General features: G+C 60.2%; 18 protein-coding genes and 3 pseudogenes. 10 read left to right on the forward strand and 11 right to left on the reverse strand.

All coding sequences use genetic code 11. The features are described from left to right. The 4 genes and pseudogenes from A3AI_RS0140390 to A3AI_RS0140400 all read right to left on the reverse strand — a co-directional run. The coding region (locus tag A3AI_RS0140390) for a cytochrome P460 family protein (protein WP_502685793.1) at nucleotides 1-501 on the reverse strand (501 nt) is incomplete at its 3' end. A 546-nt stretch (nucleotides 502-1,047) separates the two neighbouring features. Next, entirely contained in the window at nucleotides 1,048-1,581 is a 534-nt protein-coding gene (locus tag A3AI_RS0140395) for a cytochrome b (protein ID WP_245287071.1), read from the reverse strand. A gap of 201 nt (nucleotides 1,582-1,782) precedes the next feature. Then, a pseudogene (locus A3AI_RS49720) lies at nucleotides 1,783-1,931 on the reverse strand (5-aminolevulinate synthase); the annotation flags it as partial. A 249-nt stretch (nucleotides 1,932-2,180) separates the two neighbouring features. After that, nucleotides 2,181-2,414, reverse strand: a complete 234-nt coding sequence (locus A3AI_RS0140400; protein WP_024520924.1) for a DUF6894 family protein — start codon at nucleotides 2,412-2,414, stop codon at nucleotides 2,181-2,183. 458 nt (nucleotides 2,415-2,872) lie between these two features. On the opposite strand from A3AI_RS0140400, the gene A3AI_RS0140405 reads away from it, so the two are divergent. Continuing rightward, the gene (locus A3AI_RS0140405; RefSeq protein ID WP_024520925.1) at nucleotides 2,873-9,151 is read left to right on the forward strand and encodes an AAA family ATPase; all 6,279 of its coding nucleotides are present in this window, start codon (nucleotides 2,873-2,875) and stop codon (nucleotides 9,149-9,151) included. Here the strand turns inward: A3AI_RS0140405 and A3AI_RS0140410 are convergent. After that, complete coding sequence (locus tag A3AI_RS0140410; protein ID WP_024520926.1) at nucleotides 9,146-9,538, reverse strand: response regulator transcription factor; 393 nt, start codon at nucleotides 9,536-9,538, stop codon at nucleotides 9,146-9,148. The two genes, A3AI_RS0140405 and A3AI_RS0140410, sit on opposite strands and share 6 nt — an antisense overlap. Nucleotides 9,539-9,770: 232 nt before the next feature. On the opposite strand from A3AI_RS0140410, the gene A3AI_RS0140415 reads away from it, so the two are divergent. The 4 genes and pseudogenes from A3AI_RS0140415 (at nucleotide 9,771) to A3AI_RS0140430 (ending at nucleotide 13,270) form a co-directional block, all read left to right on the forward strand. Further along, complete coding sequence (locus tag A3AI_RS0140415; RefSeq protein WP_024520927.1) at nucleotides 9,771-10,397, forward strand: response regulator transcription factor; 627 nt, start codon at nucleotides 9,771-9,773, stop codon at nucleotides 10,395-10,397. 666 nt (nucleotides 10,398-11,063) lie between these two features. Continuing rightward, nucleotides 11,064-11,338: pseudogene (locus A3AI_RS47000) on the forward strand (LysR family transcriptional regulator); the annotation flags it as partial. A gap of 206 nt (nucleotides 11,339-11,544) precedes the next feature. After that, nucleotides 11,545-11,946 carry an SPW repeat domain-containing protein gene (locus A3AI_RS0140425; RefSeq protein ID WP_024520929.1) on the forward strand — a complete coding sequence of 134 codons (402 nt, stop codon included), beginning with the start codon at nucleotides 11,545-11,547 and terminating at the stop codon, nucleotides 11,944-11,946. A gap of 298 nt (nucleotides 11,947-12,244) precedes the next feature. Further along, on the forward strand, nucleotides 12,245-13,270 hold the full coding sequence (locus A3AI_RS0140430; protein ID WP_051382783.1) for a hypothetical protein: 1,026 nt from the start codon (nucleotides 12,245-12,247) through the stop codon (nucleotides 13,268-13,270). Nucleotides 13,271-13,345: 75 nt separating this feature from the next. On the opposite strand, the gene A3AI_RS0140435 is transcribed toward A3AI_RS0140430, so the two are convergent. From A3AI_RS0140435 to A3AI_RS0140445, 3 genes are all read right to left on the reverse strand, one after another. Further along, entirely contained in the window at nucleotides 13,346-14,257 is a 912-nt protein-coding gene (locus A3AI_RS0140435; RefSeq protein WP_051382778.1) for an AraC family transcriptional regulator, read from the reverse strand. Between the two features lie 325 nt (nucleotides 14,258-14,582). Further along, a complete protein-coding gene (locus A3AI_RS0140440; RefSeq protein WP_024520932.1) occupies nucleotides 14,583-16,790 on the reverse strand; it encodes a xanthine dehydrogenase family protein molybdopterin-binding subunit in 2,208 nt (735 codons plus the stop codon). A 4-nt stretch (nucleotides 16,791-16,794) separates the two neighbouring features. Next, the gene (locus tag A3AI_RS0140445) at nucleotides 16,795-17,250 is read right to left on the reverse strand and encodes a (2Fe-2S)-binding protein (protein WP_024520933.1); all 456 of its coding nucleotides are present in this window, start codon (nucleotides 17,248-17,250) and stop codon (nucleotides 16,795-16,797) included. 536 nt (nucleotides 17,251-17,786) lie between these two features. Here A3AI_RS0140445 and A3AI_RS0140450 point away from each other — a divergent pair. Next, nucleotides 17,787-18,719 (forward strand): NADP-dependent oxidoreductase, encoded by a 933-nt coding sequence (locus A3AI_RS0140450; RefSeq protein ID WP_024520934.1) that lies wholly within the window; start codon nucleotides 17,787-17,789, stop codon nucleotides 18,717-18,719. 221 nt (nucleotides 18,720-18,940) lie between these two features. Next, nucleotides 18,941-19,558, forward strand: a complete 618-nt coding sequence (locus A3AI_RS0140455; protein ID WP_198030349.1) for a nitroreductase family protein — start codon at nucleotides 18,941-18,943, stop codon at nucleotides 19,556-19,558. 223 nt (nucleotides 19,559-19,781) lie between these two features. On the opposite strand, the gene A3AI_RS0140460 is transcribed toward A3AI_RS0140455, so the two are convergent. Further along, nucleotides 19,782-20,186 (reverse strand): cupin domain-containing protein, encoded by a 405-nt coding sequence (locus A3AI_RS0140460; RefSeq protein WP_024520936.1) that lies wholly within the window; start codon nucleotides 20,184-20,186, stop codon nucleotides 19,782-19,784. Between the two features lie 66 nt (nucleotides 20,187-20,252). Next, nucleotides 20,253-21,170, reverse strand: coding sequence for an NADP-dependent oxidoreductase (locus A3AI_RS0140465; RefSeq protein ID WP_024520937.1), 918 nt, complete (start codon nucleotides 21,168-21,170; stop codon nucleotides 20,253-20,255). 457 nt (nucleotides 21,171-21,627) lie between these two features. Between A3AI_RS0140465 and A3AI_RS0140470 the strand changes: the two genes are divergently transcribed. The 3 genes from A3AI_RS0140470 (at nucleotide 21,628) to msrA (ending at nucleotide 24,418) form a co-directional block, all read left to right on the forward strand. Then, nucleotides 21,628-22,992: an MFS transporter gene (locus tag A3AI_RS0140470; RefSeq protein WP_024520938.1), complete on the forward strand. Its 1,365-nt coding sequence runs from the start codon at nucleotides 21,628-21,630 to the stop codon at nucleotides 22,990-22,992. Between the two features lie 458 nt (nucleotides 22,993-23,450). After that, complete coding sequence (gene msrB, locus A3AI_RS0140475) at nucleotides 23,451-23,903, forward strand: peptide-methionine (R)-S-oxide reductase MsrB (RefSeq protein ID WP_024520939.1); 453 nt, start codon at nucleotides 23,451-23,453, stop codon at nucleotides 23,901-23,903. 2 nt (nucleotides 23,904-23,905) lie between these two features. Further along, a complete protein-coding gene (msrA, locus tag A3AI_RS0140480; RefSeq protein WP_024520940.1) occupies nucleotides 23,906-24,418 on the forward strand; it encodes a peptide-methionine (S)-S-oxide reductase MsrA in 513 nt (170 codons plus the stop codon). 589 nt (nucleotides 24,419-25,007) lie between these two features. On the opposite strand, the pseudogene A3AI_RS0140485 reads toward msrA, so the two are convergent. Then, nucleotides 25,008-25,409, reverse strand: a pseudogene (locus A3AI_RS0140485) (hypothetical protein); the annotation flags it as partial.

Consider the following 25,409-nt stretch of genomic DNA (forward strand, 5'->3'; position numbering starts at 1 on the left):
CTGATATCGCTTGGTGTCCTTGACAGTCACATCCGCCCCGTTGAAGGGGCCCGGGAAGAATCCTTTCCCCGATGGCGCGGTCCTCGAACCGTCCGGATGAGTGGCGGGCTGCATGAGCTGCAGTTCTTTCACGAAGATTGTTCCTTCAGGGAAGACGCCNGTNTTCTTGTAGATATCGTAAGAGCCAGGCTCGATATATACGTTATGAAATTCAGGGAAGTTTGCTTGTGGGGGGTTTAAGAAATTGGGCGTCAGTGGCGAACCAACATAAACCCACTCGTGAAAGTTCTTCGGCAGAACAAGGTCGCCATCCTTCGTGTATTCGGGAAGATAGCGGCCGGTGGCGTGCCAATCGTCGGGCGGTGGAAGCTGTGGCTGCTGTGCGAAGACTGCGGTTGCTATAGCGCCGGCGCCGAGGATGGCGGAAAGTGCTAGTACTGTGCGTCTCATGATCTCTCTCCTTAGACCAGCCGCATGTCGCCGAATGCGTAATGACGGCATTCGTGCGTAGGTGGTCTCATTGACTACGCACAGATAAGATTAATCGTGGGCGCCTTAGTGCGGAAGCAACGAAGGATCATGAAATTAATGCCCGCCGGGAATGACGTTCTCTCGAACTAATGATGTTTGGCTATGGGGAGTTTCTGGCCCTCTCGACGCACGCCGCAGTGACCAGGGATTGCCGGCGTGAATGCAATTTCCAGTCTTCACTGACAAGCTGGTATCCTTTCACAATCTGCAGGTGGAGCCGTTGACGTCTCTAGTTCTTGTAGGCAACCCATCCCTCGAAAGCGGCCAATCCAGTTTTGCGGCCGCGTCGTCACGAACAGGCAAAACCAATGTCGAAAGCCGCTCTCCGATCAGTCTGCCTCTTGCGTCGCGTCACTGGCTGCTTCCATTGCTGCCTTAAATGTGTCGAGCCGGCAAAAGCCACGATGGCGGCGTGGATCCGGGTCGCGATCGCGACATGAGAGCGAGTGATTCTGCCGAGGCACCTCGCCGGATTCAGAGGGAACACGCCTCGCCGCAGAAGCTCGGACTAATCATTCATGCGCCCGGAACCATCGACTGAAAGACTTCGTCGCGCAGATAGAAGTGGTGGAAGAGAGCCGCCGCTGCATGCACGCCGGCAACCCAGAGGATGGCGCTGCCGAGGATGGTGTGTATTTCCATGATCAGCTGCCCCAGTCCATGTGCCCTCGCGATCTGGGGGGCAATGTCGAATCCGGGAAGGGTGACGGGAATCCCCTCGAACCAGGTACCGAGCACCGCCGTTGCCGGAATCGCGATGAGGAGCGAATAAAGCGCGAACTGGACGAGCTTCGCGGCCGCAGCCATCCATCGCGGTATCGGCTGCTTCGCGGGCGTGCTGTCGATCAGCCGCCATAGCAGCCGCAACACGACGACAATGAAGACGAGCACTCCGAGCGTCTCGTGAATCCTACGGAGCCCGTCCGCGTCGGCGGAATAGAGCGAATAGCCGCCGCTCTTGCTCAGCACACAGGCGGCGAGAACCAGCACAACGTTCAGCCAATGGAGCGCCTGGGCGCCGGCGCCGTAGCGAGAGGAAGTGCTGCGCAAGCCGATTATCTAACTCCAATCTTAAGCCCGCCGCAGCGGTTGAGATGAACGGTGGCGGCGCGTCGCCAGAGAATTCGAGCGCTTGGTAAGTTGGCCGGTTCCCCGCGGCGCTCAACTTTACCTTATGACGAACTCGCTGCCCAAAGAATCCTCAATAGGTGTCCGAGCGTCCGGCACTCTTCAACCCAGGTGGAAGCTCTAGCACCAGATCACGACCGCGCGCGGCCGTCCGGCGAAGGCCATATTGCGTGCGGCAAACGCGCCGCGATGCGCTCAAGATCTGCAAACACGTGGTAGCGCCGCTCCTTGTGCAGCCGGGCGAGAGCGGCGGAAAAGAAATGATCAGAGATCGTCGAGCGAACTCTCCGTTCGTTTTGTGCTCAAGGATAGGGTTGCCCCGATCCAAAGAGCTTCCATGCCCGTCCGATCCGGCGCCGTCACCTATCAGGCCTTGCAAAGGGGGCGGCCGATCCCCGGGAGGAAAAGGACCGGCCGCAGGCGAACCACGGCGAAGGGGGAGCGCCGGGCGCCAAGCACTTGGAAGTGTCCTCTGCTTCCGATAAGCCAATTGGTACGCGACAAGGAGCGCCATGGCGATCTCAATGCGGGTTGCCGAGAACGAACGCGAAAGCGGCTACGAAGAGCTCATCGCCTAGGTTGTCGCTGACGTCCAAAACCCAGTCACGCCAATCTTCGAGACCGCGCGTCTTGGCGAGGGACTGCACGACTTGGGTCGCGTGATGAGGCGCCTCAGCGAGGTCGTCGACCACAGCGCCGCAGCGATCGACGAAAGCCTTCTTCGTGTTGGAGCAGTGGAAATACATCTGGGTCATGTTCATCTGCCCGCAAGCCTAATGGGTGGCGACAAGATGTCGGCATCGCTGATCTCCTCGACGGGACGGCCCGAAGATGGCAGCGGTGACGCCTGTGGAGATCTGAAACCACATTCAAGTGGTTATGTGCGGGAAGAGGACCATCTGTACACCTCGCGCATTGCCATTTGCCAGAAAGTAGTTGGGCTCGACCGCCGCACTTCGCCGCGAACAAGTCCTTGATCCATGCATGTAATACGATCGATATCAGTCGCTCAATTGAGCGTGGGTAAACGTCAGTCATCTAAAGGGACCATGGAAACTATACGAAGGTTTATCTTTCGCCGTATCCGGCAAGACCAAGGGACGGCTGGCATTTCTCGGACGATGGAGTACCATTTCTTCAGGCGGGAGAAGGGCCGCGCGTGTGGCACCCGAAGAGCTTGATCAGCCAGACGGCCGACCCCGAAGTCTGACAGATGGTGCAGCAGTCGCTGAACGTCGCCTACTCGACCGGTAGCTCTCAGGTGTTGTGGGAGGACGGCGAGCGTGTGTTCAGCCGTGGCTGGCAACTGGACGACAATGGCAACCGGCTCGCCGTGCTGCTTGTTGCCCCTGCCGCCGACCACCCGTCCCGCTCAAGTCTCGAACGCTTCAAGCACGAATACGAGCTGAAAGAGGAGCTCGACAGTGCATGGGCGGCGCGGCCGCTGGCTCTCATGCGTGAGGCCGGACGGACCATGCTGGTGCTCGATGATCCCGGCGGCGAACCGCTCGACCGTTTGCTCGGTGGGCCCATGGAGGTAGGACGCTTCTTACGCGTGGCTATCGCTGTTACTTCGGTTCTGGGCAAACTTCATCAGCGCGGGCTCATCCACAAAGACATCAAGCCAGCTAATATTATAGTGGACTGCGCGGATGGACACGTGCGGCTCACCGGGTTCGGCATTGCATCGCGCCTGTCCCGCGAGCGGCAGGCGCCCGAGCCGCCCGAGACCATCGCCGGTACGCTTGCCTACATGGCACCCGAACAAACCGGGCGGATGAACCGCTCGGTCGACGCCCGTAGCGATCTCTACGCGCTCGGCGTCACGCTCTACGAAATGTTGACGGGAAGCCAGCCTTTTGGCGCCGCGGATCCCATGGAATGGATCCATTGCCACGTTGCGCGACAACCAGCCTCTCCGACCGACCGCGTGCCGTGCGTACCGCAGGCGATCTCGGTAATCGTCATGAGGCTGCTCGCGAAAGCGGCAGAGGACCGCTACCAGACAGCAGGAGGTTTGGAACAAGATCTCCGGCGCTGCCTCGCGGACTGGGAGACCCTGCACGAAATCGAACCCTTCTCCCTTGGTGAACACGATATTCCGAGCCGGATTCTTATCCCCGAGAAGCTGTATGGGAGAGAGCACGAGATCGGCATATTGCTCGCTGCATTCGACCGCGTCATCAAGAGCGGCACGCCGGAGTTGGTGCTGCTCTCCGGTTATTCGGGCATCGGCAAATCTTCAGTAGTAAACGAACTGCATAAGGTACTCGTGCCACTCCGCGGCCTGTTTTCGTCCGGCAAGTTCGACCAATACAAGCGTGACATTCCGTATTCGACCTTGGTGCAGGCTTTCCAGGCTCTGATCCGACCACTTCTGGCGAAGAGAGACGCCGAGTTAAGTTGCTGGCGCGAGGCGCTTCGCGACGCACTTGGTCAGAACGGAAAGCTCATGGTCGACCTTGTTCCCGAGCTGAAGCTTATCATTGGCGAACAGCCGCCGGTGCCTGAGCTTCCGCCGCAGCAGGCGCAAGTGCGATTTCAGCTAGTGTTTCGACGTTTCCTCGGCGTCTTCGCTCGAGCGGAGCATCCGCTGGTACTTTTTCTTGACGATCTGCAATGGCTGGACGCGGCGACGCTCGACCTTCTGGAGGATCTTCTGACCCGGTCGGAGCTCCAGCATCTGATGCTGATCGGCGCCTACCGCAACAATGAGGTCGATGCCGAACATCCGCTGATGCGCAGGCTCGAAGCGATTGAGCAGGCCCAGGTCCGCGTCCAAGAGATCCAGCTTACGCCGCTTGCCTGTGAGCACGTCCGAGAGTTGATAAGCAATGCCCTTCACTGCGCGCCAACACACGCTACATCGCTTGCGCGGATAGTTCACGAGAAGACTGCCGGCAACCCATTCTTCGTTATTCAGTTTCTGTATACGCTTGCCGAGGAGGGCCTCCTCACTTTCGATCTGAACGCGACGCGGTGGTCCTGGGATCCGAAGCGCATTCGAGCAAATGGGTACACTGACAACGTGGTGGACCTCATGGTCCCAAAGCTGGTCCGCCTGCCGGACAAGGCGCAATCTGCGCTGCGGGAACTAGCCTGTCTCGGCAGCGCCACAGATACAACCACCTTGTCCGCCGTCCTCGGGGAACCGCAAGACGAGGTCAACTTGGCTCTCTGGGACGCGGTCCGTCAGGAATTGGTCGAACACCGAAGCAATTCCTACCGGTTCACGCACGACCGGGTGCAGGAAGCCGCTTACTCGCTGATCCCGCAAGCTTCGCGTCCAGCGACCCATCTCCGGATCGGAAGGCTCCTCGCAGCGCGGACGCCAATAGAGCGTCAAGAAGAAGCGATCTTCGACATCGTCAATCAGCTCAACCGTGGCGCCTCACTTATCGACTCGCCGGACGAGCGAGAGCGGGTCGCCGAACTCAATCTCATTGCAGGTAAGCGCGCTAAGGACGCGGCGGCTTACTCATCCGCATTGACGTATCTCGCAACGGGTCGTGACTTGCTCCGGGACGATGATTGGGCTGCGCGGTATCGGCTCCTTTTCGATCTCGACCTTCACCGCGCCGAATGCGAGTACCTGACTGCCGACTTCGCTGCAGCGGAGGACCGACTCTCGGTTCTGGCAAGCCACGCAATAAACCTAATCGATAGAGCCGCGGTCGCACGCCAGCGGTTGGCGCTCTACACCATCTTGGATCGACTCGATTCCGCGGTCGACGTTGGTCTAGAATTTCTTAACCATGTCGGCATCAACTGGCCGCGGCACCCAACGAACGACGAACTGGCCCAAGAGTACAATCGGATTTGGCGGCAAATCGATGGTCGATCAATCGAACAGCTGGTTGCCCTACCGCCGATGAGGGATACTGCTTGGGGCGTCACCATTGACGTGCTCTCCACCCTTACTTCGCCGGCCTTATTTAGTGATACCAATCTCGGCTGCCTTGTCCTCGGTCGAATCATCAATCTCAGTTTAGAGCATGGCTACACCGATGGGTCTTGTTTCGCCTACGTCTACTCAAACTTGGCCTTTGGCTGTCGCTTCGGCGATTACCGCTCAGGGTTCCGCTTTGCCAAAGTTGGGCTCGACCTTATGGAGCGGCACAAGCTCTTTCGTTTCAAGCCCCGGGTCTATCTTGGTTTTGCAATAGCGAATTCCTGGATTGAGCATCTTTCCGTAAGCCATGCACTGCTGCGCCGCGCCTTCGATACGGCACGAGAAACCGGAGATCTCGTTTACATGGGTTTTGCGCTCCGTACCCTAGTGACGAACCTTCTCGCCAGCGGTACACCACTCGCAGAAACGCAGAGCGAGGCCGAGAGCGCTCTCGAATTCGCGCGCAAAGCGAGATTCGGTCTCATCTTCGATATTGTCGGTGGACAACTGGCCCTGATCCGCACACTCCGAGGTCTCACGTCGACTTTCGGCTCCTTCAACGATGGCGAGTTTGACGAGACCCGCTTTGAGCAACATTTGCAGCAAGACCCGCGGCTGGCGTTTGCTGCGTGCTTGTATTGGGTCCGCAAGTTGCAAGCGCGCTGCTACGCCGGCGACTATCAATCCGCCATTGAGGCCGAAACAAACGCCCGCCAACTTCTCTCAGAATCACCGTCATTTCGACTCTATTTCGAAGCTGCTGAATACGACTTCTTTGCCGCGCTTGTACGAGCGGCGTGCTGCAAATCGGCTTTCTCAGATGAGCGGTCGCAACATCTTGGAATGCTTCACGTGCATCACAGCCAGCTCGAGGCTTGGGCGGAGCACGGCCCGGAGAATTTCGATGACCGCGCCGCCCTTGTCGGAGCCGAGATCGCCGGGATTGAGAGCCGCCTGGTCGATGCGATGGAACTTTATGAACGGGCCATCCGATCGGCCCGCACCAACGGCTTCGTCCAAAACGAGGCGATCGCCTACGAGCTCGCCGCGCACTTCTATGCGGCACGTGGCTTCGAGGAAATTGCCCGTGTTTACCTGCAAAACGCCCGCAACTGCTACCTGCGCTGGGGCGCGGACGGCAAGGTGCGCCAACTCGACGCGATGGATCCGCGCCTCAGAATGGAAGAACCCCCACCTGCCCCGACAAGCACAATCGCAGCATCTGTCGAGCAACTCGACCTCGCAACGGTCATCAAGGTGTCGCAAGCCATATCGAGCGAGATCGTGCTGGAGAAGCTGCTCGAAATGCTTATGCGCACGGCGCTTGAGCAGGCTGGCGCCGAACGAGGCTTGCTAATTCTCTCACGCGGAGCTGAGCAGCGGATCGCCGCCGAAGCCACAACCGACGGCGATTTGGTGACCGTGCGTCTGCGCGACGAGGGCGTGGCTGCGACAATGCTCCCGGAGTCGGTGCTGCACTATGTCCTGCGCACCCGGGAAAGCGTTATTCTCGACGATGCGTCATCTCACAATCCATACTCTGCCGATCCCTACATCGTAGAGAATTACCTCCGTTCTATTCTCTGTTTTCCGCTAATCAACCAGGGAAGGCTTACAGGCATTCTCTACCTGGAGAACAATCTGACACCAAGAGCCTTTACGCCCGATCGCGTCGTTTTGTTGACGGTGCTTGCGTCGCAGGCGGCGATCTCGCTCGAGAATTCGCGGCTTTATCGCGACGTCGCAGATCGCGAAGGAAAGATTCGGCGTTTGGTCGACGCCAACATCATCGGGATCTTCATTGCCGACCGCGAAGGTCAAATTCTTGAAGCCAATGACGCGTTTCTACGTATCTTAGGATATGACCGTGAGGGCTTGGTTTCGGGCCACGTGCGCTGGACCGAGTTGTCCCCGCCCGAATGGCGCGAGCGCGACATACTGACTCAGGCAGAACTGAACTCAACCGGCATCGTTCAACCCTTCGAAAAAGAGTATTTTCGGAAAGACGGCAGCCGCGTTCCGGTGCTTGTGGGCGCCGCGCTGTTGAAGGAAGGAGGCGACCGCCTTGCGTTCGTCCTCGATCTGACCGAGCGCAAGCGGGCCGAGGAACGGCTGCGCCGCAGCGAAGCCTGGCTAAGCCAAGCACAGAGGCTAAGCCGTAGCGGAAATTGGGTCTATAGTGCGACAACGAGCCAGTATATCTATTGGTCCGACGAGAGCTACAGAATCTGGGGGTTTGATCCGCAGCAGGGCCTTCCAAGCCGTGAGGATATGCGGCAACGCATCCACCCAGACGATCGAGACCGATTAAGGGAAACAGTTCAAGAAGCAGTGCGCCAGAAAACGGATTTCACAGCCGAGTTCAGAATCTTACTTCCTGATGGAACAGTCAAATACCTTGAAGCAACCACCCATCACCTGTTTTCTTCCGAAGGCGCGCTGTCGGAGGGTATGACCTCGACCGTCGATGTGACGCAACGCAGGCGTACCGAGCAAGCCTTGCGTGAGAGCGAGCGAAGTTTGCGCTCGGCGATTGACGGGATACCGGGCCTCGTTGCGATTTTGGCCCCGAATGGTGACCTCGAAGCCGTAAATCGTCAAATCTTTGAGTATTGCGGCCAGTCACTGGAAGAGCTGAGGAACTGGGGCACAAATGGCACGATACATCCTGATGATCTTCCCCATCTCGCTGCAGTCTTCACAAAATCGATCGCTGCCGGCGTTCCCTATGGGACCGAAGCACGCGTGAGGCGCTTCGACGGCGAATATCGATGGTTCGACATCCGCGGCATTCCGGTGCGGGACGCTTCCGACCGCATTGCTCGCTGGTATTCTTTGCTCACCGACATTGAAGATCGCACACAAGCCCTGGCGAGGTTGCAGCAGATGCAATCGGATTTCGCCCACATGAACCGCGTGAGCATGATGGGAGAATTGGCCGCCTCGCTCTCACACGAAATTCTGCATCCGATCGCGACCGCTCGCAACAATGCTCGTGCGGGGATGCGCTTTTTGGAAATGAAACCGCCGAACCTGGGTGAGGTCAAGGAAGCGCTTGGTTGCGTTGTCAGGGACGCGGACCGGGCCAGCGACATCGTCGGACGGATGCGTGATCACATCAGGAAGGCGCCACCGCGAAAGGAGTGCTTTGATCTCAACGCGGCGATCAACGAAGTGCTCGTATTGGTACAAAGCGTGACCCACAGGAATGAGGTTTCGGTCCAAACCCGGCTTGCGGATGGATTGCTTCCGGTTCTGGGGGATCGCATTCAGCTGCAACAAGTCTTGCTGAATCTTATTCTCAACGCGGCTGAAGCAATGTGCTCGGCTGAAGAGGGAGCAAGAGAACTGTTGATCAGCACCGAGCAGGACCAGACAGGCGCCCTCGTAGCCGTACACGATTCAGGGCCCGGCATTGATGCGCAGCATCTAGATCGAATCTTCGACGCCTTTTACACCACGAAGTCCAGTGGAACAGGGATGGGGTTGTCGATATGCCGCTCCATTGTCCATGCTCATGGGGGCAAGTTGTGGGCGGAAGCGAACGAACCTCGCGGCGCCGTATTTCAGTTTACCCTGCCGGCGGGCAACGACTTATGAATTGTCTTCAATCGGCGTACCCGGCTGCAGAGCCGAACGCAAGCATCGCTCGAGATAGTCGTCGTCCACTGGCTTGCCGAGGTAGCAAACAATCCCCTCTTTTAGAGCCCGATCCCTGACAGCGTCATCGGGGTAGGCGGTAACGAGGATCGTCGGGATCGCGTACCCCGCGTCGACCAAATGCCTGTGCAGCTCGACTCCGGTCATTCCGGGCATGTGAACGTCGGCGATCAAGCAGGCGGTTTCCGGCAAAAAGCTTGACGCCAGGAAATCGGCTGCTGACGGAAACGCCTCGACAGTGTAGCCCATTAACACCACGAGCTTTCGCAGTGACTCACGATAGAGCTGATCGTCGTCAACGATGGATATCAGTGTTCGGTTCAACATTGCCGGTTTCCAGGCACTTTCCTCGCTCCACCCCACTGGCGGCATATCTCGCGCCTGCATGCAATTTCTAGTGTCCGGGACATCCCCCGATAATGCAATGACCGCGCCCGTAAGCGATGGCTTAGGCGTCCAGCTATCCGCTTAGGCAAAAGATGCCTGTTCATCTCGGGTAATTGTGCGTAGAATTGTGCCGGAATCGGAAAATTGCGCTTCCCCACGCAGGATACCGAGAATGGGTGAGGCAAATCCCAGTGTCTTGGTTATCGATGACGATCCCGAGTTTCGCGACTCGGTCGTGCGGCTGTTGCGGACAGTCGGCTTGCCTGCTCGGCAATTTTCGTCTGTTCCCGATTTTCTCAGTGCCGATCCGCCGGATGGTCCCACTTGCCTGGTGCTCGACGTGAGAATGCCGGAGCGAAGCGGTCTTGAGCTTCAGCGCGACCTTGTCGCCGCAAACAGGCAAGTGCCGATCATCTTCATTACAGCGCACGCCGACGTGCCAATGACCGTGCAAGCGATGAAGGGCGGCGCTATAGAGTTCCTCACAAAGCCGTTCCGTGATCAGGATTTGCTTGACGCCGTTGAGGCCGGCCTCGCTCGCGATCGTGCCCGTCGGGAGAGTGAAAGGGCATTCGCTGCGCTCAGGGAACGTTTCGACACACTCAGCTCCCGCGAGCGGGACATCATGCTCCATGTCGTGGCCGGTCGCCTGAACAAGCAGATTGCCAACGATATCGGCATCGCCGAGTCCACGGTGAAGGTGCATCGCACCAACCTGATGCGCAAGATGAAGGCGCATTCGCTTCCCGAGCTCAGCCGGATGGCGGACACACTCAATGTGAGGCGACAGCAGCCGTAGAGTTCCTCAGCTAGAGGGCATGCTCGCGAGGGCGTCATCTATCCGCGCTGACGCCTATCTGCGCAGTTCGCCGCTCCGCTGAACCTCTCCCTTAGGTGCCCCTCCGGCTGACGGACCCAGAGCGTGGTTCGCCCGTTCGCTTCTAAGCGATCGTTTAGTGCAAACAACGACAAGCCGACCTCACAGTACCTCCTGCGGGATCGACCGCAACGCCTCAAGCCGCCAAGTTACACGTCATAACGCTCTTGTCGGAATACCGCATGTACCAAGCGCGAGGTTATGATGCGCGCATCTATCGGACGTTTGGCCCATGCCGAACCGGGATTTGACGTAGATCACTCCGCTCAAAGTTCGAATACGGACAAGGTATTCTTTGTTCCGCCAACCAAAGTTTCATTCGGACCGTTTCGCCTGCTTCCGACGCAACTTCTGCTGGAAGGCGAGAAGCCGTGCCAGTCGTAAGTCGTGCCCTGGAGACCCTGACTGCTTTACTTAAACGCCGCGGTGAATGGTCAGCAAGCAGGACTCGATGGCTCGAGTTTGGCCATGTCGTTGTCGGGTCCACCAACCTCAAGGTCCATATGTCCGCGCTGCGTGACGGCCGCGACGGGGATTGGTTCATCGTCAACGTACCCGGTCTCGCGGCAACTTGACGGAGAACAACCCGTGGATCTTCATCAAGTGCGCTACTTCCTCGCCGTCGCGTCGACGCTCAACTTCACCCGCGCGGCCGAGCAGTGCATGTCACGCAGCCCGCCCTGACCAAGGGGGTACAGAAGCTCGAGCAGGAGCTCGGCGGCCCGTTGATCTACCGCGAGCGCCAGCTGACGCAGCTCACCGACCTTGGAAAGGAAGTCCTTCCGATGCTGGAGCGCACACTGACCTCGGCAGAGGCGGTGCGTCGCAGGGCCCCGGAGTTCCAACGCAAGGAAGTCGCGCCACCGGGCGAGTGGAATGGAAACCATAACGACCGGGCATTTCTAATGGTTGGCGTATCGGCATAGCCTTTCTGTGCATCTAACCGGGTTGACCTGCGACGGTTGTGCGGAGTGCTTCCAAGCATAGGACGGCGTGATCGTCCTCTTGGGTGGCTGGACCTCCGCGTCGTGTGGACCCGCTCGAGCAACCAAGCACGTAGGAGTCACCGATGTCGTTCCGCTTCATCACCAAGTCTATCCACGCCTACCTTATCGATTATCCCGTCGCGATCGTCCTGATCGCAGCGCCGTTTGAGCTGAAGCTCGGCCAGAGCGGACCGGTCGCAATGTGGCTTTCGGTTGTTGTCGGTGTCGCCGCGTTGCTCTTGGCCGCTCTGACCGACCATCCCACCGGGCTCGTCCGCATCATCCCCTACTGGCTGCACCTTTGGGTCGATCGCGCCGTCGGCGTGGTGTTTGTCATCGCCCCGTTTGCCTTCAAATTCGTTGGGCTCGACGCCTGGTACTACTGGGTCCTCGCTGCCGCTGTCCTGCTCACGACGTCAGTTTTTAACGCGCGTGAGGAACGCGCCGCGACGCGTTCGGGATTGGACACGCGCACAGCGGGTTGAAGGTGGCGACGGCGCCGTCGAGGGTCGAGACGTTGCCGATGTTCGTCTGCAGCCGTCGGTCACGAACCCGCGCGGAGCGCCCGATTCCTGGCAATCGCTTTCCGGACGCCTTGACCGCTCTCTAATCGGCGACCAGGGCGCGGCCCTCGCCCTGGTCGCAGCCTATCTCAGACCCGCGGGGACTGTGGAGGCCGACGAATCCGGCCGCACGCTTGGAATCCTCGCCGTGACGGCCGCCGAAGCGATATACTTGGAGCTTGGGCCGGGATCATTCTTGATAGCGCCGATGTGGTTTAAGATGGACGCGTTTGCTGAGCCGCGGGACGGAAGCGCCGCGATCGGGCCGCGCTTCGACTATTTGGCGGTGGCTCCCGCAGCGGCGGCCATTTGCTACCCTTTTCTACTCAAGGCCTTTCATGCCGTCGTCGGCACGCAGGCTGCAACGCCTTCGCCTCTCGCAATTGTCGGTGCGACCTTGATCCTGGCCGTGGCGTTCGTCGTGCCGTTTCTCGCGCTCGCGCTCGCTTGCCGGCCCGACGCCGATCCAGGGACGCGGCGGCTCGCCTATGCTGGCGTGGCGACCCCAACGCTCTATGTCTTTCTTGGCGTCGTTCAGACCCTGATTCGCAGCCCTGTCGCTGACGAACTCGTGTGGTGCGTGCTTTGGCTCGCAATCGCGATTTGGTCACAGACCGCCCGCAATCCCGTCGCTGCAACGCGGCCGACCGTGGAGCGCTGGCGCATTGTCCACGGAGTGACGGCGGCGGTCTTGTGCCTATACGTAGCGTTCCATCTAGCCAATCACTTGTTTGGGTTGATCGGCCCCGACGCACACGCGGCCGTCATGAAGATCGGCCGCGTTGTCTATCGCTCTGGCGTCGGTGAACCGCTGTTGGTCGCGGCCATGCTTTTCCAGATCGGCACCGGCCTGTTTCTGGCAAGGCATTGGAGTGCCGCCCCCCAGGACTTCCACCGGACTTTTCAGGTCGCCTCGGGGGCCTACCTCTCGCTGTACATCCTCGGGCACATGAACTCTGTTTTCATCTACGCTCGAAGCTTTCTCGGTATACCGACCGATTGGAATTTCGCGATCGGAGCCCCGACCGAGCTCATTCATGACGCATGGAATATCCGCCTGTTGCCTCATTACGCGCTCGGCGTGTTTTTTGTCCTAAGCCACCTTGCGTCGGGATTGCGGGTGGTGCTGATCGCGCATGGCGTCGATCGACGCGCCGCAAATCGTCTTTGGGGCGCGGGCGTCGCAACAAGCGCCGTTATCTCGGCCGCGATCATCGCGGGTATGTGTGGGGTTCGGATCAGCTAGGTGACGGCGGCGGCCGGCGTGGGGCACGCGGCCCCCGCAAGGGTGAACGCGGCCACCGCCACGGCGGCAAACGGCTCAGATATCCTTCCGGGTCTTGCCCTCCTTGGCGATCTGCCGATAGTCGCTCGGATCTCGTTCGTACGCCTTTCGAAAAGCTCGCACAAAACTTGAACGGCTCTCGTACCCCGCATTAAGAGCAACGACGTCGATCGACATCGTCGTTGTCGTCAAATCGATCGCAGCCTGACGCATTCTCAAGTCTCGCAAGATCGCCATCGGGGATCGTCCAAAGATGTCCGAGAATCGCGCCATGAACGCCGAACGACTCAATCCCGCACTGTGTGCCAAGCTTTGAACTGAATGGGCGGCTCCCGGCCGCGCCACCATATCTGCAAAAGCACGGGTGACCTGCCTGTCGGCAAGTATCGAGAATCGCTCAGTCCACCGCTGGGACGACCTGAGGGACCGTCGGACCAATGAGACGACGATTTGCTTGAGCAGAGAGGCCGTCATGGCTCCAACGCCGACCTCTTGCTGTAGCAGTTCGTCCATAGCCTCGCGAAGCTTTAGATCGATCTTGTCCGCCGGCTCGAACTGCTCGATCACCGGCTCGCTGAGTTCTCCGAACAGCCTCACAGACTGACCGAAGGATGCGTTGAAAAAACTGCATATCTGAACGATTTCGGGTTGCTCCTTTGGCACTGCGACGCGGAGGATGCCGTCTTGATGCGTCCAACAGTTTCTCGAAATCAGCTTCGGTGGGCCCCTTCCACCGGGAACCTCGATCGTAAATGGAGTGTTTGGCGGCACGATGATGAGCAAATGAGAGCTCAACGGCATCATTGGTCCGCCGTTGATAGACATGCGTCCCACGCCACTCAAATTGTAGTGGATCCCGGGTACGTCAATCATCCCAAATTCGACTCGATGGCCGTGGGGCACCAGAAGCTCAGTCAGCGCGATGACATTGACGTCGAGCGCCTGCATCAAATTGTTGAGGTCTGTTGTAGACAATTTGACAGTGGAGCCGCGGGCGGCGAAATGTTCTGCCCGACAAGAGCTCGCGTTCGAAACGCTTTTGAGGTGTTCCGCATACTGTAGTGGCTCTTTACTGCCTGCTAGGCGCCGATAGTGCGCCGAAGCCCATTCTCCAAGAATCAGGGAGGGGCGTCGTCATGCTCGTTTGCACCACAGACTGACCGTCTTCCCGAACCCAATGGAAGAATCATGATCAGAAGGTCGTGGTATGGAAGTGAAACTCTTGCAGATCAATCCTGAACCGCCTTCAGATTGCAGGATGACGGGCAAAGGACTAAGACGACGACTTCAGGGAATTTGTATCGATCGGTAGGCTGCGCACACGCTTACCGGTGGCGGCGAAGATCGCATTGGTCACTGCAGCACTGACAACGGCCGTGGGAGCCTCACCAACGCCACCCGGAGCTTCTGCGTTCTTAATCAAGTGCGTCTCCACCACTGGTACCTCGTCGATACGCATCGGCAGATAGGTGTCGAAATTGCTCTGCTCGACGCGTCCATCCTTGAAAGTGATTGACCCATGGAGCGCAGCGGTCAGCCCGAAAAGCGTTCCACCCTGAACCTGTGCTTCGATCGTATCGGGATTGACGTACATGCCGCAATCAATCGCACAGACGATCCGCTTGACTTTGACAGAGCCATCGGCCGCCACCTCGACCTCGGCGACCTGCGACGTGTAACTCCCGTATGCGAATTGTACCGAAATTCCGCGGCCATGCCGTGCGGGAAGTGGTGATCCCCACCTTGCTTTGTCCGCTGCAAGCGACAGAACAGCAAGTGCTCGCGGATTGTGGCCAAGCAATCCCTTGCGATAAGCGACGGGATCCTGCTTCGCAGCATGCGCGAGCTCATCCATGAAGCTTTCGACCACAAAAACATTGTGAGTCGGTCCAACGCCACGCCACCAAGACGTCCGGACACCAGGGGGCTCGACGCGGACAAAGTCGACGTGGATATTGGGCAGTGCATAGGGCGGTTCAGCCGCCGCTTCTACGGCATCCGGGTCCAATCCGTCCTTGACATAAGGGGGATAATATCGAGCCATGACCGAGGAGCCGGCGATCCGATGCGTCCAGGCAACCGGCCTGCCGGCCGCATCAAGTCCGGCCGACAGCCGATCGAAATAGTACGGCCGATACATATCGTGCTGGATGTCTTCCTCTCGGCTCCAGATCACCTTCACTGGACCATCGACGTGCTTGGCGATCTTGACAGCCAGCACCGTGCCATCGGCCTCCAGCCTTCGGCCGAAGCCACCGCCAATCAGATGATTGTGAATCTTAACTGCATCCTTTGGCAGACCGGTGAGTTCGGCCACCAGAGACTGCGTGATCGTAGGTGCCTGCGTCCCAACCCAGATGTTGCAACGATCCTTCTGCAGATGAACGGTACAATTCATCGGCTCCATCGCCGCATGGGCCAGGAAAGGCACCTGATAGATGGCGTCAACCCGTTGCGCTGCCTCCGCAAGTGCCTTCCCCACATCACCGACGTTACGGGCAACAGCGCCCGGCTTTTTAGATTCCTCCTCCAAATGCTTGACGATATCGGCGCTGCTGATTTTGCCATTCGGCCCGTCGTCCCACCTGATGGCGGCGGCCTCGAGCCCTTTCTTCGCCGCGCCCATGTGATCCGCTACTATGGCAATAGCTTCATCGATATTCACCACCTGCCGGACGCCCCTCACTGCCATCGCGGCCTTCTCGTCCACCGTTTTCGCTTTGCCACCGAGCACGGGTGAAATAGCAACAGCTGCAACCTTCATACCCGGCAGTCGCGTATCGATGCCGTAGAGCGCGCGCCCATCGATCTTTATCGGTGAATCCACGCGCTTGGCACGCGTGCCGATCAGGGTGAAATCCTTCGGTTCCTTCAATTTGACGTTTGCCGCAGGCGGCACCGGCAATTTCGCTGCAGCCTCCGCAAGTTCGCCGTAGCTCAGATGCTTCGAGCCTGATGCATCGACCACGACGCCATCCTTGGCGCGACACGTCGCTGGATCGACATTCCAGCGCTTTGCGGCCGCCGCAATCAGCAGATTGCGACCGATCGCTCCTGCCTGACGCAGCGGTGTCCAGAAGGCGCGGACAGAGGCAGAACCACCTGTATTTTGAATACCTATGATCGAGTTGACGTAAAGCGCATGATTTGGCGGCGCATGCTGAACCTGAATCTGGTCAAGCTTCACTTCCAGCTCTTCAGCGAGAAGCATCGAGAGCGACGTGAAAACTCCCTGTCCCATCTCGACCATCGGCATGACCAGGGTCACGGCGCCGGTTGGATTGATCCGAATAAATCCATTCGGCGCGAAAGTACCCGTGACCTCGTTTTCGACGACTTGCGAAGCAGGCGCCGCAAAGACAGACTCCGCGCTCGCACTAGTCAGGGCAAAGCCAAGCAGCAAACCTGCGCCCTGAAGAAAAGCGCGCCGCGACACAGCTGTTTCATCGGCAGTCTGCTCTCTCAGAACAGGCCCATCCATGATCTCAAACTCCCGCAGCGTGCTTGATCGCGGCGCGGATGCGCTGATAGGTGCCGCATCGACAGACATTCCCCGACATGGCGGCGTCAATGTCGTCATCCGTCGGCTTCGGCGTGTCCTTGAGGAGCGCGGCCGCTGACATGATCTGACCGGACTGGCAGTAGCCGCACTGCACCACCTCCAGCTCAAGCCACGCCTTCTGCAAGGCCGCGCCCTGCGGCACCTGGCCGATCGCCTCGATCGTGGTGACCGCACCGTCGCCAACGCTGTCGATTGTTGTCTGGCAGGAGCGGACCGCCTGGCCGTCGACATGCACGGTGCAGGCGCCGCAAAGCGCCTGGCCGCAGCCGAACTTGGTCCCGGTCATACCAAGCACATCGCGCAGCACCCACAGAAGCGGAGCGTCACCGTCGACATCGACCTCATGGGGTGTGCCGTTGATCTTCAAAGTGAAAGCCATCGATGCCTCTTGAACACGTTGGGAGCGAGCGGCTAGCCGACGAGCAACCATTAGTTGAAATTCTTCAGCAGGATCAAGGTGCCCGATGCGGGATATTGAGGACAGCGCGTCCTCGTCAGTGCGCTGACGTCATGGGATTCGAACTGCGTGAATACAGTTGTTATAGCAACCGCGCTCAAAATCGCTCCGGCGATCAGCAGGGTAAGGCGCCTACCTTTTTCTCCACGACCATACCTTTTGTCGCCGCGCCATTGAGTGATATCCGTCGAGGTGGCCCTGGGCGCCACTCGATGAAATCCGCGACAGTGGCACCAATTGATCGCAGCGCGGGACGAAATTTTCCAATAACCGGTACCTATGGTTTCCATAGCAGCGGAGAATACTGCTGGGTCCTCTCTGTCGTTCTCACGCCGCGCCGATGGCAATCGATTCCATAGCCACTGGTCATTGGACCATCGAGTTCCGCGGTTGTTATTTTTGCTCGTCTGCAAAGGAACTCGGAAGATGACGACATACCACACACAAGGAGGTCGACGATGAAGGCAATCGTTGTGACGGACCAGTCTGCGGGAACCACCGGGATGAGGCTCGTGGAGCGGCCCGAGCCGCAGGCAGCGATCAACGACGTCGTCGTTCAGATTCATGCGTCGGGATTCGTCGGGACTGAGCTGACGTGGCCCTCGACGTGGACCGATCGCCTCGACCGTGACCGAACACCGTCGATTCCCGGGCACGAGCTGGCCGGAGTGGTCACCGCTCTCGGCTATGGCACGACGGGGCTGTCAGTGGGACAGCGAGTGTTCGGCCTCGCCGACTGGTATCGCGACGGCACGCTGGCGGAGTATGTAGCCATCGAGGCACGCAACCTCGCGCCGCTCCCGGGCGACGTCGACTTCACGGTGGGCGCGAGCCTGCCAATCTCGGGCCTCACCGCGTGGCAGGGACTGTTCCAGCTCGGCCACCTTCAGGCGGGGCAGAGCGTCCTCGCGCACGGCGCGGCAGGCGCAGTCGGGACGATGGTGACGCAACTCGCACGATTGGCCGGCGCCTACGTCATCGGCACCGGACGCGCGGCCGACCGTCAGAAGGCGCTCGACTTCGGCGCGCAAGAGTTCGTCGACCTCGACAACGACGTCCTCGAAGACGTCGGCAGCGTCGATCTGGTGTTCGATGTCATCGGCGGCGACATCCAGAAGCGGTCTGCAGGCCTGATTCGAGCGGGAGGAACACTGGTGTCCATCGTCGGGCCGACCGAGGCGCGGCCCGCCGACGGCCTGGCGGTCGACTTCGTTGTCGAATCCGATCGCGCCCAATTGAGTGAGATCGTCCAGCGGGTGCGGGACGGACGACTGCGGACGAACATCGGCAACGTCTCGCCCCTCGACGATGCCGTCGCCGCCTTGAACCCGACCGAGCGGATCAAGGCCAAGCGGATCACGGGGAAAACGATCATCCGCGTTCGTCCGTAGGAACACGCGCCCATCGATGCACGCGGCCGGCGCTGTCCGGATCGGCCGGCCGCGTCCTATCAGACGCGCCGGGGGCAACCTGGGAAACGACCCATGGCCCCTGGCATGAGATGTCGAACGGGCTCCATCCCTGCAGCATTTCCAGCAAAGAGAGCGAAAGCACTCGTGTATCTCAACCTATCCCTTCACGCGTAGGAATCACCATGACTAACGGAACCACCATGACCAACGCCGTCATCGAATGTATCCTGAGCCGCAGCTCCGCCAAGTACTACGACACTGCCGTCACCTTGAGCGACGACCAAATCCGCGAACTGGTGCGGATCGGAACCACCGCGCCGACATCCTTCCACTTGCAGAACTGGCGCTTCATTGCCGTACGCTCGCCTGAAGCCAAGGCGCGGTTGCGTCCGATCGCTTGGGATCAGCCCGCGATCACCGAAGCAGCCGTTACCTTCATCGTCTGCGGCCAGTTGGCCGATTCCAGCGTGGTACCGGAGCGCCTGGCGCCGCTGGTGGAAGCGGGCATCATGCCGGCAAAGATGGTGCCGGAGTGGGAAATCCCCGCACGCGATCTGTATATGGAGTACCCGCAGCGCCAGCGCGACGAGGCAGTTCGCACCGGCACCTTCGGCGCGGCGGCGATGATCTATGCGGCCCGCTCGCTGGGCCTGGGTTCGACGCCGATGATCGGTTTCAATGCCGAAGCCGTGCACCGCGAGTTCGGACTGGCCGCGGACGAAGTACCGGTCATGCTGTTGTCCGTAGGGGCGGTGCGTCCGGGAAACTGGCCGCAGAAGCCGCGCCGTCCGGTGGCCGATGTGTTGAATCTCGTTTGATTCAAACCAGTAGCTTAAGGGGATTATGATGCGAAGAACTGCAGCTCTAAAGCCGGAACAGGTTCCGGCCGATTCGACACGGTTGCGAACGTCATCGAGATCGTCGCGTCAGCGATATCGAGTGAAGCATATTTTCCGCTTTCGGTGACACGGCGGATGACGGCCGCGGTAAACTCGCGGCCGATATCATCACCGTAGATCCTTACCTGGCGCAGCGAATATGTTAATTGACGGGCGTGGTCAGCGGATTGTCATTGGTGTCGAGGACGAAGACAGCGAGCAGCTTTGCCGGCTCCGTCTTGCTCGCGTTGCGGCTGATCGAATGGGTCGCGCCCGGCGGTTCCGACCAGCTCTCACCTGCCCGGTAGATGCGCGTCTCGCCGTCATTCACCTTCGACTCGATCGCGCCCGAGATTACGTAGGCGTAGATGAAGGCCGACTTCGCGTGTGTGTGGGACGGAGAGGCCGCGCCCGGCGCGTAATCGACCTCCACGGCGAGCAGCGACTTGCCAGGGACATTGGGAATGGCCGCCTCGAAATTCTTCGTGACGGTTTGCGCCTCGCTGTCATGGGCGGCCATCGAGAAGAAGGCGGCGCAGGTGGCGGCGATAATGGTTCGCATCGTCATGGCATTTCTCCTTCTGCCCATAGGTTGGTCTTCGTTCTTCCTAGACCGCTCCCTCTCCCAAGTACACTACGGGCGAACGCGGATGATCGTCTTCCCGCTGATCCGCTTGGTCGGATTGAAAGCCGCGACGGCATTGTCGAGGGTCACGATGTTGCCGATGTTCGTTCGCAGTCGTCCGTCCCGCACCCGCTGGACGATCTCACCCAGTTGGGCGCGATCGGACACGAGAACAAAGTCAATCGCCAGGCCGTCGGCGGGCCGCGCCTCGGTCGGCCCGGCGATGGTCACCAATGTTCCTCCGGGGCGGATCACGCCAGCGGACCGTGTCCCGATGTCGCCGCCGATGACATCGAACACCAGATCGACGCCGCCGACGTCTTCGAGGACGTCGTTGTCGAGGTCGATGAACTCTTGCGCGCCGAAGTCGAGCGCCTTCTGACGGTCGGCCGCGCGCCCGGTGCCGATGACGTAGGCGCCGGCCAATCGTGCGAGTTGCGTCACCATCGACCCGACCGCGCCGGCCGCGCCATGCGCGAGGACGCTCTGCCCCGCGTGAAGGCGGCCATGCTCGAACAGTCCCTGCCACGCAGTCAGGCCCGGCATCGCGACGCTCGCACCCACCGCGAAGTCGACGTCGCCCGGCAGTGGCGCGAGGTTGCGCGCCTCCACGGCCACATACTCAGCCAGCGTGCCGCCGCGATACGAGTCCGAGAGGCCGAACACTCGCTGTCCCACTGACAGCCCCGTCGTGCCATAGCCGAGAGCGGTGACCACTCCGGCCAGCTCCTGCCCGGGAATCGACGGTGTTCGGTCACGGTCGAGGCGATCGGTCCACGTCGAGGGCCACGTCAGCTCACCCGAGGTGAATCCCGACGCATGAACCTGAACGACGACGTCGTTGATCGCCGCCTGCGGCTCGGGCCGCTCCACGAGCCTCATTCCGGCGGTTCCCGCAGCCTGGTCCGTTACGACGATCGCCTTCATATGAATTGTCTCCTCGGTTGCTTGTCTCCTTGCTGGATACGGTCCAGCGATAAGGCCCGTTCGACATCTCATGCGTGGAACCAAATTTTCCAATAGCTGCCGCGTATAGTTTCCATAGCAGCGGGGAATACTGCTGCGACGGTCCCCTCTGCCATTCGCAAATCAAGGCAAGTTGCGGAGGCCGCGACGGCATCACGCCACACGCGAGGCAATAGCGATCGTCTATCGATTCTATGCCGAGAGGTGATTTCCCTCACCGGGGTTCGACCGCCACGGTCGCTGTCAGAAGCACCTACGATCCAAAACGAGACTGCAAATGACCACTCCTACAAGCCAGAGACGGCAAGCTTGTCGTCACGAGGCGGAGCCGTTTGCAGAGCGGTGCAGCCGCGGCGTTATCGATGCAGAACCCTGCCCGCGCGAGCTCGGGCGGGAAGTGTCGCCTCGGCGCCGCCGCATGGTGCTCACGGCCTGTGTGCTCGCATCCTCCATGGCGTTCATCGATGGGACGGCGCTGCCCGTTGCGTTGCCGAGATTGCGCGCTGATTTCGGAGCGGACCTCGCCTCCGTTCAATGGGTTCTCAACGGGTATATGCTGGCGCTCGCCTCGCTGACATTGATCGGCGGCGCGCTCGCGGATGTTTATGGCAAGGCGCGCATGCTCAGGCTCGGTTGCGTCCTGTTCGGTCTGGCGTCCGCAGCTTGCGCGCTGGCGCCTTCGCCCGCCTGGCTCATCGCTGCTCGCGTCGCGCAGGGAGCGGCCGCAGCGATCGTCACCCCCGCCAGCCTCGCCCTGATCGGGGCCACCTATCCGCGCGCGGAGCGGAACCGGGCGATCGGCGTGTGGGCCGCGGCATCGGCTCTCACCACCGCCGGAGGTCCTGTCCTGGGCGGCTGGCTGACCGAGACCTTTGGCTGGCCATCTGTGTTCTGGATCAACCCGCCGCTCGCTCTCGTAGCAGTGGGAGTTCTGCTGGCCTTCGCGCCGAAAGATGGCCGCATCCAGCGTAGGTTCGACGTGATCGGCGCCGCGATCCTCGCTTCCGCGATCGGGGCGCTCGCCTGGGCGCTCAGCCAGATCGGCTCCAGTCAAGCTCAGGCCGCCGCGGACACTCCAGCTCGGCCGGGCACGGTGCTCACGATCGTTACCGGGCTTGGCATTGTCGGGCTCGCCGTCTACGCGTTCTGGGAGCTCAGAAGCGAACATCCGATGACACCACCTCGCCTGGTGGAGAATCGCGCCTTCCTCGGGCTGAACGTCGCGACCCTGATGGTCTATGCGGGGGTTTCGATCATGTTCTTTCTGCTACCCTTTGACCTCGTCGATCGCCGCGGCCTGTCGTCGACCGATGCCGGGCTGGCATTCCTGCCCTTCACGCTCGGCGTGGGGCTCTTGTCGAATCTCTTCGGCGGGTTGGCGGACAAGATTGGCGCCCGGGCCATGCTCATCGCGGGACCGGCAGGTGCGGCACTCGCCTATGTCTTGATGGCACTCGGCCGGGAAGAATCCCTGATGCTCGGCGTGATCGGACCCATGACCCTGCTGGGCCTGTCCTTCGCTGTGCTCGTGGCACCGCTCACCGCGTCGGTCATGTCGAGTGTGGATCAGGCCGACGAAGGGCTCGCCTCCGGCATCAACAATGCGGCGAGCCGGATTGCGCAGCTCGCCGGGGTGGCACTGGCCGCCGGCGTCGCGTCTTTTTCCGCCGGCTACGAAGTCGGCCTCGCCGTAGCCGCCGCGACCTCGATCGGCGGCGCCTTTACAGCCTCGATGACCCTGACACCGGCCGCGGCGAAAGCGGACGGCCAGCGAGGGGCTTAGACTGCAGCAGCGAGCACATAGCGCAGATATCGCCACACAACCTTTGACGAGGTGCTGGCATCCCGCATTTGGACGCTATCTGAACCGACGAGCGCTGCTGGTAGCGGCCCCCATCAGAGCGAAGGCCATCCCGGCGACCAAACAGAAGACTGCGCAATGCCGCGAGCGCTCGCGCGAACAGGCTGGTCCGCTTTCCGTCGCGAGACTTCCGCCCGGTGACGCCGTACCGCAGCCCCTCGTACACGCCTTCGCCGTAGCCGCTTGGTATCGCAGCGAGCGCCGGTTCAAAGTCCTGTTCCAGCAATGTCAGACCCGTCTCCTGGGCAAGTGAATCCGCCCCGGCAGATTGAAACATCTCCGGAGTCGATCCGCATGGCATCGTTTCGATAGCCGGAGGTAATTGGAAGGTCGACCACCCCGTGCCTATTTTCAATGCTGAACAAAAAGGAGTACCGCGAATGCCGGCCTACAGGAAAAACCCCGAAGCGGTCTCGAAGTTGACTCCCGAGCAGTACCGCGTCACTCAGACTGACGGGACCGAGCGCCCCTTCGCCAACGAATACTGGGACAACAAGGAGCCTGGTCTCTACGTCGACGTGGTTTCCGGCGAGCCGCTCTTCGCATCCTTCGACAAGTTTGACAGCGGGACGGGATGGCCGAGTTTCACGCGGCCGCTCGAGGCCGCCAACGTCGTCGAGAACGTGGACAGTTCGCACGGCATGACACGGACCGAGGTTCGCTCTAAGCACGGCGACAGCCACCTTGGCCACGTCTTCCCGGATGGGCCGCGCGACAAGGGCGGGTTGAGGTACTGCATGAACTCAGCCTCCTTAAGGTTCATCCACCGCGACCAATTGGAGGGCGAGGGGTACGGCGAGTATTCAAAGCTGTTCTCAAAGCAGGAGGCCTGACGATGGCAGCGACTACAGAACGCGCGATCCTGGCAGGAGGTTGCTTCTGGGGAATGCAGCAACTGGTGCGCCGCCTGCCCGGTGTCGTCTCAACGAGGGTTGGGTACTCGGGCGGCGACGTCAAGAACGCCACGTACCGCAACCACGGCACGCACGCAGAAGCGATCGAGATCTCGTTTGACCCGAGTCAGGCGAGCTTCCGCGACCTGCTTGAGTTCTTCTTCCAGATCCACGACCCGACGACGCCCAACCGGCAGGGAAACGACCGCGGCGCAAGCTACAGGTCGGCGATTTTCTACACGAGTGAGGAACAACGCCGCGTCGCCAAGGAAACCATCGCCGACGTCGAGGCCTCAGGGCTGTGGCCGGGCAAGGTCGCGACCGAGCTCTCTCCCGCTGGCGATTTCTGGGAAGCGGAGCCCGAGCACCAGGATTACCTGGAACGCTATCCGAACGGCTACACCTGCCACTTCGTCCGCCCGCATTGGAAGTTGCCGCGGAAGAACGTCGCCTGACGACGACGACAAGGCGTCATTCAGATGGACATGTAGTCGATAACCGGGCGTGATCACGACGGCTTGCGCACGTCCGTGGGCCGACAGCGTGCGGGGCCCTGGAGCTTCCCGAAGTAAATTTCGTCCCGTGTTCGAACATTCTTCGCTCTTCAGCGGTCCCTTATCCGCGCCCGTTCAGCGGATCGCCGTAATGTCTCCACGCGATGTACTCCTTTCCCGCGTACGGCGCGACAATGAGCCTAGGACAGCGCTGGCTGCGATACCAGCGGCCAGAAAGAACGACTGTCTTGAGGTAACAAATCGGAACATGGTTTCTTTGCCGGCTGGGCCATGCCCTGTTCAGTACCCGCGTCTGCTCGCGCGGGCACGAGTCCTTGCTTTGAACCCAAATACGATCCCGCGCGTAAATCAAACCGCCTGCCACGCGTTATTCCTCGTGAAAGCTATTTATGTTTGCCAATGAACGGTTGGCGCCCGCCGATGTTAATCGCCATCACCATCCAAGAGTATGCTCGTAAGCGTCAGTGGTTGAGAGACCGATTGCGCTCCCCGCATGAACGGGGGAAGCGCAGTTGTGTGGCCAAGAAAATTACTCGTTGGTGAAACCTATGACCGGACAATTCACCAGATTCCCCGTCGTCTTCACCGGCCCCCCCGCAGGGCTCACCAGTAAACCTGACGAACTTTTGGCTTCGAGATCGTCGCCGTCAGTGATCAGTTTCCGTTGATCCTTCGAGATAGCCTCCTTGGTCCACACCGCCAGTCGTACATCCCACATCGGAGAGTATCCGGCGCTGATCTCCGTGAAGTGCGCGAGGATGTCGAGCGAGGGCCCCTCTCCGTTGAGGACGCTCTCAAGCCCCTGGCGGTTCGGATCTGCCACACCCATCTTGCCGTTCACAATCGTATAGATCACCTCAGTCGCGCCGCTCTGAAGAATGTCACTTTCCGCCGGCGCAAAGGTGGACGACTCCAGGGTCGCCGACTCCTC

It is taken from the genome of Bradyrhizobium sp. Tv2a-2 (genome assembly GCF_000472425.1).
Taxonomy (GTDB): domain Bacteria; phylum Pseudomonadota; class Alphaproteobacteria; order Rhizobiales; family Xanthobacteraceae; genus Bradyrhizobium.